This is a genomic window from Arthrobacter sp. UC242_113 (assembly GCF_044054585.1).
GTDB lineage: Bacteria > Actinomycetota > Actinomycetes > Actinomycetales > Micrococcaceae > Arthrobacter.
This window is the reverse complement of the sequence record NZ_CP171973.1, coordinates 22050-34275: the sequence shown is the minus strand read 5'-3', so window position 1 is coordinate 34275 and position 12226 is coordinate 22050. Positions and strand designations below refer to the sequence as shown.

The 12226-nt window shown below is 58.7% G+C and carries 13 protein-coding genes; 8 read left to right on the top strand and 5 right to left on the bottom strand.

The annotated features are described in order from the left end of the window. Positions 1-583 precede the first annotated feature (583 nt). The 6 genes from ACHMXB_RS22865 to ACHMXB_RS22840 all read left to right on the top strand — a co-directional run bounded on the left by ACHMXB_RS22865 (position 584) and on the right by ACHMXB_RS22840 (position 5036). On the top strand, positions 584-1012 hold the full coding sequence (locus ACHMXB_RS22865) for a hypothetical protein (RefSeq protein ID WP_395405984.1): 429 nt from the start codon (positions 584-586) through the stop codon (positions 1010-1012). A 2-nt stretch (positions 1013-1014) separates the two neighbouring features. Continuing rightward, positions 1015-1302: a hypothetical protein gene (locus ACHMXB_RS22860; RefSeq protein WP_395405982.1), complete on the top strand. Its 288-nt coding sequence runs from the start codon at positions 1015-1017 to the stop codon at positions 1300-1302. 121 nt (positions 1303-1423) lie between these two features. Beyond that, the gene (locus tag ACHMXB_RS22855; protein ID WP_395405980.1) at positions 1424-1759 is read left to right on the top strand and encodes a hypothetical protein; all 336 of its coding nucleotides are present in this window, start codon (positions 1424-1426) and stop codon (positions 1757-1759) included. Between the two features lie 19 nt (positions 1760-1778). After that, positions 1779-2051, top strand: coding sequence for a hypothetical protein (locus tag ACHMXB_RS22850; RefSeq protein WP_395406056.1), 273 nt, complete (start codon positions 1779-1781; stop codon positions 2049-2051). A 133-nt stretch (positions 2052-2184) separates the two neighbouring features. Further along, complete coding sequence (locus tag ACHMXB_RS22845) at positions 2185-4041, top strand: class I SAM-dependent DNA methyltransferase (RefSeq protein WP_395406054.1); 1857 nt, start codon at positions 2185-2187, stop codon at positions 4039-4041. Beyond that, the gene (locus ACHMXB_RS22840; RefSeq protein WP_395406052.1) at positions 4038-5036 is read left to right on the top strand and encodes a restriction endonuclease subunit S; all 999 of its coding nucleotides are present in this window, start codon (positions 4038-4040) and stop codon (positions 5034-5036) included. The genes ACHMXB_RS22845 and ACHMXB_RS22840 overlap by 4 nt, the downstream gene beginning before the upstream one ends. Before the next feature lie 583 nt (positions 5037-5619). Here ACHMXB_RS22840 and ACHMXB_RS22835 read toward each other — a convergent pair. After that, a complete protein-coding gene (locus tag ACHMXB_RS22835) occupies positions 5620-6570 on the bottom strand; it encodes a hypothetical protein (RefSeq protein ID WP_395406050.1) in 951 nt (316 codons plus the stop codon). Positions 6571-6764: 194 nt separating this feature from the next. Here ACHMXB_RS22835 and ACHMXB_RS22830 point away from each other — a divergent pair, with 194 nt between their 5' ends. After that, positions 6765-7685, top strand: a complete 921-nt coding sequence (locus tag ACHMXB_RS22830) for an aminoglycoside phosphotransferase family protein (RefSeq protein WP_395406048.1) — start codon at positions 6765-6767, stop codon at positions 7683-7685. A gap of 68 nt (positions 7686-7753) precedes the next feature. Here ACHMXB_RS22830 and ACHMXB_RS22825 read toward each other — a convergent pair whose 3' ends face one another. Then, entirely contained in the window at positions 7754-8683 is a 930-nt protein-coding gene (locus ACHMXB_RS22825) for a PASTA domain-containing protein (protein ID WP_395406046.1), read from the bottom strand. 403 nt (positions 8684-9086) lie between these two features. Between ACHMXB_RS22825 and ACHMXB_RS22820 the strand changes: the two genes are divergently transcribed. Beyond that, positions 9087-9656, top strand: coding sequence for a recombinase family protein (locus tag ACHMXB_RS22820; protein ID WP_253033884.1), 570 nt, complete (start codon positions 9087-9089; stop codon positions 9654-9656). A gap of 28 nt (positions 9657-9684) precedes the next feature. On the opposite strand, the gene ACHMXB_RS22815 is transcribed toward ACHMXB_RS22820, so the two are convergent. The 3 genes from ACHMXB_RS22815 to ACHMXB_RS22805 all read right to left on the bottom strand — a co-directional run bounded on the left by ACHMXB_RS22815 (position 9685) and on the right by ACHMXB_RS22805 (position 11960). After that, a complete protein-coding gene (locus tag ACHMXB_RS22815) occupies positions 9685-10506 on the bottom strand; it encodes a hypothetical protein (RefSeq protein ID WP_253033883.1) in 822 nt (273 codons plus the stop codon). Positions 10507-10677: 171 nt separating this feature from the next. Next, complete coding sequence (locus tag ACHMXB_RS22810) at positions 10678-11049, bottom strand: hypothetical protein (RefSeq protein ID WP_253033911.1); 372 nt, start codon at positions 11047-11049, stop codon at positions 10678-10680. After that, positions 11046-11960, bottom strand: coding sequence for a ParA family protein (locus ACHMXB_RS22805; protein ID WP_395406044.1), 915 nt, complete (start codon positions 11958-11960; stop codon positions 11046-11048). The genes ACHMXB_RS22810 and ACHMXB_RS22805 overlap by 4 nt, the downstream gene beginning before the upstream one ends. Positions 11961-12226 lie beyond the last annotated feature (266 nt).

Sequence of the window (12226 nt, the reverse complement as noted above, 5' to 3'; positions counted from 1 at the left end):
TTTTTGTCCTTGCAGAGACGTGGGGGGGTGTCGGGCGGTTCAGGTGACCGGCCAGCTTCCCTTTCCCCCCGTTCTTTTTTGGCTGCTGGCGAAGCTTGCGGAGCTGTGCCCGTGGAGTCCCGTCTACCCGCAGGGCAAGACCCGGAAAATCTTCGGAGGAAATAAGCGACGAAGGAGCGCCGGAGAAGACTTTTGCGGGGTGCAGGCCCCGGAGGAACGGAGGGGCTAGAGGGGCCGGAACGGGCACGTACAATCCGAAGGACAGCAGCCAAAAAACGTCGTAGACAAGACAGGGCCAGGGGGTCCGGAGCTCTGCGCTGGCACGCCCTGGACCCAACAGCCGGCCGCGCCAGCGGACGCCCATCAACTGGTTGGAGCGCAGCGGAAACCAGGGCGAGCCCAGCGAGCCTGCCCTTGTCCCTGGCGAGTCGGCTGATGAAGGGAACGCGGCGCCCACTGCTAGACACCACGTCCAGTAGTAAGGCTACTTACTATCTGGTCTTCACATAAGCCTGCGCCTACCGCCGGCCGCCGCCACACCGGCTCTCACAAGCCGTCGGGCCTCTCTGGTAGCTTGCAGGGCATGGTCTTGAAGTCATGCGGATATTGCAAGGAAATGGTCGACCTCAGCGCTGGACCTCATATCCATGACCCCAAGAAATGCAAAAAGTGTGGGGAACTGCTGCCGGCAGATGCTTTCACCCCCTGGCCCTCCAGCGCTGACGGCCGCCGGCATGTCTGCAGCCAGTGCGTCACCGGTGAATCTGCGACAGCCAGGGTTCATCGAGTTATCGAAAAGGACAAGCAGTTCCGCGATGACAAGGAAAGGCTTAAAGAGCATCGCTACCGTTGGGTGCGGCGGGTCGTGCAGCCTGGACCTGACCCTGTCTTTCGCTGGGCGTTGCTGGATCCGCAGGGGCATGAGGTAACAAAGGAACAGGCCCTGCGGGATATCGAGACTGCGGAGAACCCTGAGCCCGACGACCACCCGATTCACTACGAGGAGATTTAACTTTGGGACTGCGCGAATTTTTTGGTCGGCGACGGACACCAGCTGCGGCTGAGTCCTTCCCTGCGGCCACGGAGACGGAGCGCGCGCCGCTGACACCGGCCCAGCTGGCCGACTTGGAAGAGGCGTGGGTTGAGCTCCGACAGGCTTCCCAAGAAGCCGGCGTGACGTCATTTCGTGCTTGTACTCGTGACGGCAGCCGCTGGGAGGACAACCCGGAGTCCGTGCGGGCCATGACGCGCATGATCAAGGGCACGCAGAAGTACACAGCCGAAGGCCCGAACGACGTGTAGGGACTAGAGGTTCAAACCCTGCCCTTTGTCAGACCCCTCGCCCATAATGAAAAGGATGGCGGCCGTTCCTGGCCGCCACCTTTTGGCGTGTCTATTCGAATATATGTTCTAAGGTTGTGGTATGTCCTCCGAAGAGTTCGCGGCCGCGCTCCAGGCGCGGTACGCGCGGCGGGCCGGCCCGATCGGGCTGACTGTGGAAGAGCTCGATTTCGAGCACTTCCCGGCCAGGAACGGGTACCCGGGGATCCCAGTAAAGGCGTGGATCCGGTTCCCGAACTGCGCGGAGCTGGTGGACGGCGAAGTGTTCGCCTGGACAGCGAAGGCAGCTGAGGTGACGTGGAAGGACGGGCCGGTCACGTACCGGACCTGGGTGTGGAGCTCGGCGGTAACCCGCCGTGAGGAGATGATGAACAGGAATTTGGGAGAGCGGACCAACCGTGACAGCAACAGTAAGTGAAACCACCCTCAACACTCCCGTGGACGTCCGCTTCACAGCGGCAGGCACTCCCCTGGCCGTGCGCTACGACGGGCGCGTGTGGGCGGTAGCGGCCGAGCCGCTGCACTGGTTCACCAGGGACTCCTGGTGGGAGACGCAGCGTACAGTGCCGGTCGGGGTAGGGAACGTCGTGGACATCGAACACTGGAGGCTCCAGGTGCGTCTGACCTCGACCTCTGCCTTGCGGACCTTCGGGCTACGGCGGGATCCTCTGTCGCAGCAGTGGCTCTTGGAGTCCATCACGGACAACTAGGCAGAGCGACAGCGAACTGCTCCGAGGTAGAGCTTCCAGACGTAGGTCTGACTGTACCCAAGTTGAGTCAATGACAGCTCAGACGGGTAGGCACGGCACAATTACGTGGGTACCTTCCAGAGAAATGCAGAAAATGGCGAACGAACGTATTACCGAAGACTTTGTTGATGGCCTCCTCCGAGAGAGCGGATTCTATGCCACTCCGGACAGCATCTTCGTTGAAAAGCAACAGTCTGCGGTCGCCAGCATACGTACGGCTCTGTCTAAGGCCAGCAAGAGCGGCAAGGGTGGCATTGGCTACCCTGAATTCATCATCACTGATGCAACCACGCCTGACATGGTTGTCGTCATTGAGTGCAAGGCGCAGGTGAGCAAGCATGCGTCTCCAAAGCTAGACAAGCCAGCTGATTTCGCCGTTGATGGAGTCCTTCACTACGCAAGGTTCCTCACACCCGATTTCACTGTGATTGCCATAGCGGTCAGTGGTGAACCTGGAAGCTACAAGTGGTCAAATTTCTTGCTCCCCCGCGGGTCGGAGGACCACCGCCCCTTGGTTGCGCCAACGGGAGCCCCCATTGAAGACCTGGTCCCCTTACCGGACCTCATCCGTGCCGCCTCCTTCGATCCCACCGTTCAGAAGCAGCGAACAGCAGATCTCATTGCCTTTTCGCAGGAAATGCATGCCTTCATGCGGGATGAAGCGGAACTGGAAGAGAAGGAGAAACCGCTGGCCGTTGCGGGAACTCTGATTGCACTTCGAAATGAGGTCTTTGCCAAGACCTATGACGCCTACCCCGCCAAGAAGCTACCGGGCTTTTGGATGCAGACCATCAAAGATGAAGTTGCCGCCTCTGAGATACCTGTCCCAAAGGTTGAGAACATGACTCAACCCTTCACCTCCATTGAGGTTCACCCGGAGCTGAGGAAATCTACAAAGGCCTACCCCAAGGGCCTGTTGCGCGAGATCGTCTCCATGCTCGCCGAGCACGTCCTGCCGTTTCTCACGATTTATCACGATTTCGACGTTGTGGGCCGCTTCTACGGCGAATTCCTGAAGTACACGGGAGGCGACGGTAAGGGCCTGGGAATCGTCCTCACGCCCCACCATGTCACAGAGTTATTCGCCCAGATTGCCAACGTCAATAAGGACCACGTTGTAGTCGATACCTGTGCCGGTACTGGGGGGTTCCTCATCTCTTCCATGTCCCGAATGATCGCTAGTGCTACTACAGATGCCGAAGTCCAAGACATCAAAAAGAACCGCCTCATAGGGGTTGAGCAACAGGCGACGATGTACGCCCTCGCTGCCTCAAACATGATCCTGAGGGGCGACGGCAAGGCGAACCTGTACCAGGGATCCTGCTTTGATCCAGGAATAACAAAGGCAGTCACAGCCCACCACCCAACAATTGGAATGATCAACCCGCCATACGCAAAATCCAAAGCTGACCTCCACGAATTGCGGTTCGTGGAACACATGCTGGACGGCCTTGAAAAAGGAGGGCTTGGCGTCGCCATCGTCCCGGTCTCTTGCGCCACTAATTTTTCCATGCACAAGAAAAACCTCTTGGGGAAACACACGCTTGAAGCCGTTATGTCCATGCCTCCAGAGCTCTTCTACCCGGTTGGCACCGTAACTTGCATCATGGTGTTCCGTGCAGGAATACCTCACAAGACCTCAGCCACTAAGACCTGGTTCGGGTACTGGCGGGAAGACGGCCTTGTTAAGGTCAAGAACAAAGGACGGATTGATCGCGATCACGTATGGCCTGCCATTCGAGACCGGTGGATCGAGTCCTTCCGCAACCGGGAAGTCCATGCCGGCGAATCAGTCATGGCATACGTCACCGAGGACGATGAATGGATCGCCGAGGCCTACATGGAAACAGACTACTCAAACCTGACACAGGCAGACTTGGAGAAGGTCGTCCTCGATTACGCGCTGTTCCTCCTCAAAGGGTCGGGAATTGAACCGGAGGTAGCGGAGTGACTCAACGTCTCGACGCCGTTTTTGACCTCCGCTACGGCCACAGCCTCGAGCTTGTGGGACTTGAAAAAGTCCAGCCACCGTCAGGCGTCAACTTCGTATCCAGGGCAATGGGAAACAACGGAGTTACCGGCCGGGTGGTGGCTCCCTGCCAGCCCGGTGCCGCCGGAGAACTCACCGTCGCACTCAGCGGCAATGGCGTCCTGTCAACATTCCTTCAGCCCGAACCGTTCGTAACGGGTTTCCACGTCATGATTCTCCGGGCAAAGGACCCAGAGATGACCGACGTCGAAAAACTGTGGTGGGCTCGCTGCATCTGGGAAAACCGTCACCTGTACAGTTACGGCCGCCAAGCCAACCGCACCCTTGGGGGCTTGGAACTGCCTGATGCTGCCCCCAAATGGATTAAAACAGTTGCCATTCCGACCATTGAAGGTTTGGCTGGCCCCGCAGGTGAAGCGAAGGATCTCACCGACCCTTCAGCATGGAAGCCGTTCCGGCTCGACCTTCTCTTCGATATACGAAAAGGCAGACGACTCACGAAGGCAGACCGTAAGCCAGGTGCAGTCCGCTTTATCGGCGCTTCGGAAAAGCGGAACGGCGTAACGGACCTAGCGGACGTAGAGCCCACATTCCAGCCCGGATGCCTCACCGTTGCCTATAACGGCAGTGTCGGACAAACCTTCTATCAAGATGAACCATTTTTCGCCTGCGACGACGTCAATGTGCTTATTCCGTACTCACCACGCACGCGGCTTGAGCTGCTATTCGTTGCGGGCATCATCAAGCATCAGAAGACCCGGTACACATACGGCTATAAATGGACCCTTGAGCGAATGAAAGCCACCGAGATCCGGCTACCTGCCACAGCAGTCGGCGAGCCGGACTGGGAGTGGATGGGAAAATACATGGCAGGGCTTCCTTTCAGCAACATCATTGCCAAAGTAGACGCCCAAACGGAACCAGTCGCTCCGGCTCCACTAGCCCATTCGCATTGATTGCTGACCGGAGCGAGTGCCCGCGTCGATCTCATACCCGGTGATATCCAGGTAGTAGGTGGCGGTCGAAAAGTCAGCCATGGTAACGCTTTCAGATCAAGCTTGCCCTGGTTCACGTTCGCCCGATTCGGCTATTTGGCTAACTATTGCACGAGTAGCCCACAGCGTCCGCACGAGGCGAGCGAAAGCTAAGGTACACGTTGTAGCAACTACCCAAGCCATGACTGTAGCCAGCTGGCCCTGGTAGTTGGCCATGAGTGACACCAGAGCAGTCACGGTAGAGAGGGCATGAGCCCGGATACCTGCCATGTATATCCGAAAAAGGTTAGGGAGCTGTCCTGATCGACGAAGCAAAGACAGCGATGGAGTCTGAGAGTAACCGAGAACTATGGTGAGCGCTGCGAGAACAAATCCCAATAACGAACCCTGCACACCTGCGATAGCGCTGTAGACCGCTCCGGGATCATTATTTAAGAACGGGTTGAGCACCGGTTCTGTGACCCTGTTCCCCCATATGCCCATTGCAATTCCCGCAGCCGAACATAGGATTTCGGGCCACAGATGATCAAACTTGGCGGGACTGCTAAGAGCCATCGTCCTGGGCCGCTGATATGCCAGAAGCTTCAAGAAGCTGGGGTTTCAAAGTCTCGTAGGCAGCATCAATTGCATCAAAAGCAGCTGTGGAGTCAACCGCCCGGCTATTAGGACCCAACGTGACAATTTTCTTGTGGCTCACGAGCTGATCATCAAGAAGATTGATGGTTTCGACCTTCCCGGTTAGGTCGTTGATGCCCTTGGCCTTGAACTTCACAACATTTTCCGACAAGTCGGATCGACCGGCTAGCTTTCGGGTACCTTTCAAAACTCTGTTGCCCAGGGGTGTCCGCTTGTTCGGCTCAGGACGAAGGGTGATGCCGATAACTTCGGCCTTGGAGACCTTGGTCATTGCCTCAAACGCTTCCCCGAGCGATTTGCTGGCCTTTCGTACTTCCGCGATATAGGAAGGGCGAAGATGGAGGTCCAAGAGACGCATCTCGCTCTGATGTAGGAGCTGGTCTTCGGCGTCTTTTCTCAGTAAAGCCTCGAGCATGAATTTTGGAGCGCCGGGGATGACGTGCTGAAGATACAACGGGAGACGAGACGGGCGCGGCCCATGAAAATTAAATTCAATCCCAACTAAGTTGTCGGGGTAAAGGCGAACATGTATAGGTTCGTGCAGCCCCGCCCCGGCTCCAAGATCCAGGTCCGCCAAAGTTCCGTTCAACTCCGACTGCGGGAAGCTCGATCGCCTTACAGCTGCAAGCACAAAGCGGTCATAGGTATGCGAGCTCGACGGCATCCAAAGGCCTATCGCATCACCACCTCTTTGCAACCAATACCTCTTGGAATCAGCCGCGAACGGGACGGCCTCGACCTTTTGAAGCGTGTCGGCTAGATCCAAGCCGACAGGCGCGCCACCGGCATCAGACCCCGCGTCAGCTCGATAGAAGTAAATCTTTCGCTCTACCTGCCGTGGTTCTCCTGCTTTCCCCATCCACGAATCATGCCATTGACCTCTGACGTTTTGGCCATTGCACCCAGCATTGCGCCCGGAAGTTACATGCAGGTAAGAAGTGCCTGATTGCGGAACCTGTCACCGTCCCAGTTCCTTGGAACTGAAACACACAGAAGCCTTTCGTCTCATTGCCCTATTTCGGTGCCACTCGTGAAACCAGCTACCGTCGCTGTATGGGGATGCACAAAGACCAGCTCCACATTGACGAAGCAATTGTCGGCAGGCTCGTCGCTGGCCAGTTTCCTGAGTGGCGTCATGAGCGAGTCCGCCGCGTGGCGACGGATGGCACTGTGAACGCTATCTTTCGAATCGGTACCGACCTCACTGCGCGATTCCCACTCCTTGCCACTGATGTAGCTACTACCAGCGCTCAACTCACTCGTGAAGCCGAGGCCATGCGAGAGCTTAGCGCGGCCTGTCCTTTCCCTACGCCGGTTCCAGTTGCGATTGGTAGTCCCGGCTACGGCTATCCCCTGCCGTGGTCAGTGCAGACCTGGCTGCCTGGAACTGTTGCGACGTCCGAGGGTTCGGCGCAGTCAGACCAATTCGCCCGTGACCTCGCGGCACTGATCCGGTCCCTCCGGGCCGCGGACACCAGGGGCCGGAAATTTACCGGATCCGGACGTGGCGGGGATTTGAAGGACTCCGATGAGTGGATGGAGCTTTGCTTCCATAAGAGTGAGGGGCGGCTGCCGGTCGATCATCTTCGCGAGCTGTGGGCAGCTTTCCGAAGTCTGCCGGCTGCCGGTTCTGTTGTGATGAGTCACGGGGATCTGATTCCTGGCAACCTGCTCGTTGACGAAGACCGGCTGGTTGGTGTGCTCGATGGTGGGGGGTTCGCCCCTGCTGATCCTTCACTGGATCTCGTTGCAGCATGGCACATGCTCGATCACAAAGGACGAGCACTCCTGCGCAAGGAACTAGCCAGCGATGATCTTCAATGGTGGCGCGGAGCTGCATGGGCATTCCAGCAGGCGATGGGTTTGGTCTGGTACTACCAGGAATCAAACCCGGGAATGAGCGCGCTCGGAAGAATTACCCTCATTCGCATTGCCAATGACCCCCTGTTCTCGCAACCTCGGCACTCTCACTAACGGGTTCGTTAGAGGCACCACTCCCGGGCTGCAGGCCCTTGGTACGCTGACGCCAGCCCCAGGCGAGGTCAGCCGATCATGCTCCAGTTTCCACAGCCCCGGCTGACGAACCCTTCACCTGCATGGACGGTGACCACCGGCCCCTGGGGTGCGAACGAGATGAAGTCGTTCTCGATCGTCGCACCCTGGGGGCTTGTGCGTTCCCAGTAGCAGTCGTGTACGCCGTTGGCCCCCGCCGGTACGGCCACCTGGTAAGCGCCCGCGGCGATGTCTTTGCCGACGACGAAAGTGCCGTCGCCCATCGCAGTTTTCGGTGCGGGCGGAACACCGCCGGCACCCCTGACCAGCTCTGCCACGAAAGGAGCATCCGGGCACATTGCGGCCGCGGCCTTGGCCACCGCTTTGATTTTCGGGCCTGTGGGGTATTCACCGTATCTGTTGTCCCACCCGTCTTTGGGCGGGATGGCGCAGAGCAGCAAAACGCTCCCGTATGCCATGTGAGGTGCACTCGCGTCGCCGCCGTCGGCGCCGATCTGCTTCACTACAGCGGCCTCGTCGGGCTCCAGGTCATACCGGTCCATGTACCACTTGCCACCGACCCGGAGATCGCACGACTTGAACCGAGCGAAATCCGGGGAGGCCCAGATCTCCTGAAGCTTGGTGAATGACTTGGTGTCTTTTGCCGTGATGGCACTCTCTGACGCGGAGCATTTGAAGCTGTACCGCAGCGACCGGACCCTCGCGGCTTCCTTCACGGCCGCCGCCGCGGTGGCTTCCGCCTGGGTGCCCTCCAGCTTCAGGGCCACTGTTCCCCCAGCCTCGATCTCTGTGCCGGCGGACGGGTTGGAGCTGACAACCACGGAGAGATCATCGGGCTTCTCAGTGAATTTCACACCGTCACTGCCTACAGCGTCGTACTTGATGACGGCTTTGAAGAGAAGGTCGCGGGCTTCCGCAAAGGGCTTGCCCGCTACATCGGGGACCTTCGTGAGCTTCACAGTCTTGGTCGGCGTCGGCGAGGCCGCCGGCTCAGCGGCTGGCGTACCGCACCCAGTCAGCAGCAATCCGATACAGGCCGCAGCCACACCAATCATCCTGAACTTCACAACATCCCCCTTATTGCCCCGCGCCCACGTGCGCTCATCCTATGTGCCCGGGCACCGAGAGCGATCTTCTCCCTGGCATTGTGTCCGCGGGCGGCGGCCTCGGCCCTGCAGTCCCGAGGAACAGGCAGGCCGGATGGCAGTGTCCCACTTCCTTAGAACCGGGACACCCCGGGTGGGACACTCCCCCTCGCATCTGAATACGCAGAACGGCGCGTAATCTGATTGTCCCGGAATTCAATCCACAATGGTCGCCATATTCAACCGTAACGACAGCGAATTTAGGTACGGTGCATCAATGGATATCGGGTATGCGAGGGTTTCAACGCCTAAACAGGACGTGGCGCGGCAGCTGGACGCCCTGGCGGCCGCCGGCATTGACAGTGAGCATGTCTACGTAGACAAGAAGTCCGGGGCCACCAGGGACCGTCCAGGGCTGCATGAAGCGCTGCGCCAGGCGCGCCCAGGAGATGTGATTGTCGTTCACACCCTCGACCGGTTAGGCCGGACGGTCCGGGACACGCTAAATCTGGTTCACGAATTAAAGGAACGTGGCGTCGGGATCCGGACACTGGCCGATCCTCTCCGAATCGACACATCGACTCCGGACAGTCCGATGGCGCAGCTGGCCGTCGTCATGCTGGCCCTCTTCGCAGAAATGGAACGCACCTACGCCGCTGAACGGGCCTCCCATGCCCGGGCGGTAGCTGCCGCCCATGGCCGTCACACCGGACGTCCTTCCGTTGTGGATCCTGACAAGCTCGAACATGCCTTGATGCTCCGGGACAAGGGCGTGCCCATCCGCGAAATAGTCACCAAGACTGGACTGGCGCGCACAACCCTCTATCGGCATCTGCCGCCAAGGTGAACTCACAGCGGCCAGTTCTGACCGACCTCTACAGCCCCATCATCTTGGACAGGGCATTTGTCCCAAGTCCTATGATGACGGTGCCGAGAAGTCCGGCGACCCATCCAAGCCAGGTCTTTATTTTTGGCTTGCCGTCCTTCATCAGTTCAAATCTGGGGATGAACTTCTGCAGAACGGCAGCAGCAACGAACGATACAAGGACATTTAAAACGAGAACTATTGCCACTAAATCCCATGTGCTCTTGACATAGGGCAGCAGGAGCAACGCAATTACCACGGCGGTGGGTACCGCGATTAGCGTGTGCCCCCATCCACTACCAACGAGGCGTCCAAGCCAGCTGCTTTGCCGCTTCAGTTCAACTTTGAGTTGACCGGCGGCTGACGAAACCCAGTGAACAGGTCCTCCAAGTTCCGCCTGACTACCATACTTCCCGAGTTCCAGCCGCAGGAAGGTCCCACCTGAGTACTGCTGGCCAAAGGATAGTTCGATGCGCTTCACTTCCCGTTCGTCCAGATCTTCAATGAGGACGTCAGGGGAACCGGTCCGCCTTTCGTCCCAGGTCTTTAGGCTGACTGCCATCTCAAGATCCAGTTCCTTAACTGCGCGTTCGGCGGTGTAATGGCCGTCTTCTTCCAGCGACCCCAGAATGCGGGCCTCTTCCATAAGGGTCGTTGGATCAGCGAAACGACCGGGGTCCCCTCCATTTTTTGAAATATTGGTTGCGATAGCCGCAGCCAATGACTCCACTCTCGCCTCGTTGAGCTCACGAGTTTTTGCCCTGCTGGCCGTTAACTTTTCTAGCGCTTCTGCGGAAGCGGACGAGTGCAGGGACTTGACCAAAGTGACCAACCTCGCCAGATCCTTTTGGTTTCCCCACCACGTCGGCAGCTGTATTCGGGCCTTAGTGGTACTTGACTCGCCCACTTCTCTCCTCTGTTTACTCTGTTCCGGTCCCGGGTCCTGTGGTGTTCGACCACTCCCCCGGGTACTGCTATCTGGCTTGGGGGACGTACTTCCCCGTTAGCTATCCTTGAGCCTCCGGCCGCCGGGCAGTTTCTCTCCCCATGAGGGGTACATCTCGCCCTGGTTGTGTTCGGCTTCGCGGCGGCGGGTTTCTGCTTCGATGGCTTTAGCAACGAAATGTGCCCAGGTGTTATCTCCCTCGGCGTAGCTGGTCGCCTTGTACGCGGCCTTGGCGCGATTGCGCAGAGCGGTTGGGATGCTTACCGTCATGTTCTCAGTCGGGGAATCCTTTGGTTCTTCCCTCTTCGCCGGCGCCTCCTGGCGGCGCCCGGAGAGCATGCGCGCTAGTGGTGCATCTGTCGTGGGTGCTGCGGCGGGTCGCGGCGGCAAGCCCAGGGTGGGCCGGCCGGCGTTCTGCTCGGTGCTCATGCGCTAACCTCCTGGGACTCTGCAGCGGCTACCCGCCGCGTTACTTCCATGGCGACTGCATGCAGGTCCTCAGCAACGCTGGATGCAGACCTTGGCCCTGCATTCGTGGCTTTAGCTTCTCCGCGACGAATCTCCCACCATTTGGGTGCTTTGCTAAGTTCCCGTTCGAGCTCGTGCGCCAGTAGCCCGCGCTCCCGGCAGGCCTGGGCAGTTGCTTCTGCGTGTCGGATGGTCATTGGGAACAGCACTTCGTCGGTGCCGAAGTCGGCGATGAGGTGGTCGCGGGTGACTTTGTGGACCTGTTTTGAGTTGGTTCCGGTTCCCACCAGGACAACACCCAGGAGATCGAGTGCTGGGTTGAGTCCCACGACGCTGTCCATGCGTGCTGCCACCGCAGCGACGCCTTTGCGGCTGGACATGTCTGTCTTCAGCGGCACCAGTGCGTACCGTGCGGCCGCGACGGCTGCTGCCTGGAGGGGCTCGTTTCCGGGCGGGCAGTCAAGGAGGACGAGGTCGTACTCCCCCGCGATGGTTGCGAGCATCTTTGCCAGGGCTAGGTGGGCTGCGTCGCGGTCCTTTTGGGCTTTGGCTCCGAGAAACGCTGCTGCATCATCGAGTTCGGGTCCGCCGGCAATGACGTCCAGGTTGGGTCGGATACTTGTGAGCAGGGACGGCTCTGCACCGAAGCAGAGAGCCGCTGCCAAGCTCCTGCCGCCGTCCCCCTTGTCGGAATAACCTAGGTCCTCCGCAAGGTTGCCCTGCGGGTCCAAATCCACGAGGAGTACGCGTGAGCCAGCCTCCGCGAGGAGTCCACCGACATTGGCTACCAAGCTGGTCTTGAAGACCCCGCCTTTGCCGTTGATTACCGCGATTACCCTGCTGAGCGCGCCGCGGTCCAGATCGTGTTTCATCGAATCTTCCTTTCACAAGTGTTCCCAGCGTAACCAGCGGCACTTGTTTCACTTGTGAAGCTGGCTTGCGTGTCTTTACTTTTTTCACAAGTCAAAAAAGTAAAGCTGTTATTGCAAGTTTTACTTCTAAAGCAAGTTTCAATTGCTTTGCTGTATACGCTTCATTCGCAAGCGAATGACCAACATGAGGAAACCCTGCAGGTAAGCGATTGAGCGCCGCCCTGCAGCTCTTCCGTCGCGCTGTCCCCCGCTGTCGGCCCCCGGTG

Coding starts and splice junctions, on each gene's coding strand:
- ACHMXB_RS22805 (WP_395406044.1), bottom strand. CDS start 11,960: ATGAAACACGATCTGGACCGCGGCGCGCTCAGCAGGGTAATCGCGGTA.
- ACHMXB_RS22835 (WP_395406050.1), bottom strand. CDS start 6,570: ATGGGGAAAGCAGGAGAACCACGGCAGGTAGAGCGAAAGATTTACTTC.
- ACHMXB_RS22810 (WP_253033911.1), bottom strand. CDS start 11,049: ATGAGCACCGAGCAGAACGCCGGCCGGCCCACCCTGGGCTTGCCGCCG.
- ACHMXB_RS22845 (WP_395406054.1), top strand. CDS start 2,185: ATGGCGAACGAACGTATTACCGAAGACTTTGTTGATGGCCTCCTCCGA.
- ACHMXB_RS22820 (WP_253033884.1), top strand. CDS start 9,087: ATGGATATCGGGTATGCGAGGGTTTCAACGCCTAAACAGGACGTGGCG.
- ACHMXB_RS22865 (WP_395405984.1), top strand. CDS start 584: ATGGTCTTGAAGTCATGCGGATATTGCAAGGAAATGGTCGACCTCAGC.
- ACHMXB_RS22855 (WP_395405980.1), top strand. CDS start 1,424: ATGTCCTCCGAAGAGTTCGCGGCCGCGCTCCAGGCGCGGTACGCGCGG.
- ACHMXB_RS22830 (WP_395406048.1), top strand. CDS start 6,765: ATGGGGATGCACAAAGACCAGCTCCACATTGACGAAGCAATTGTCGGC.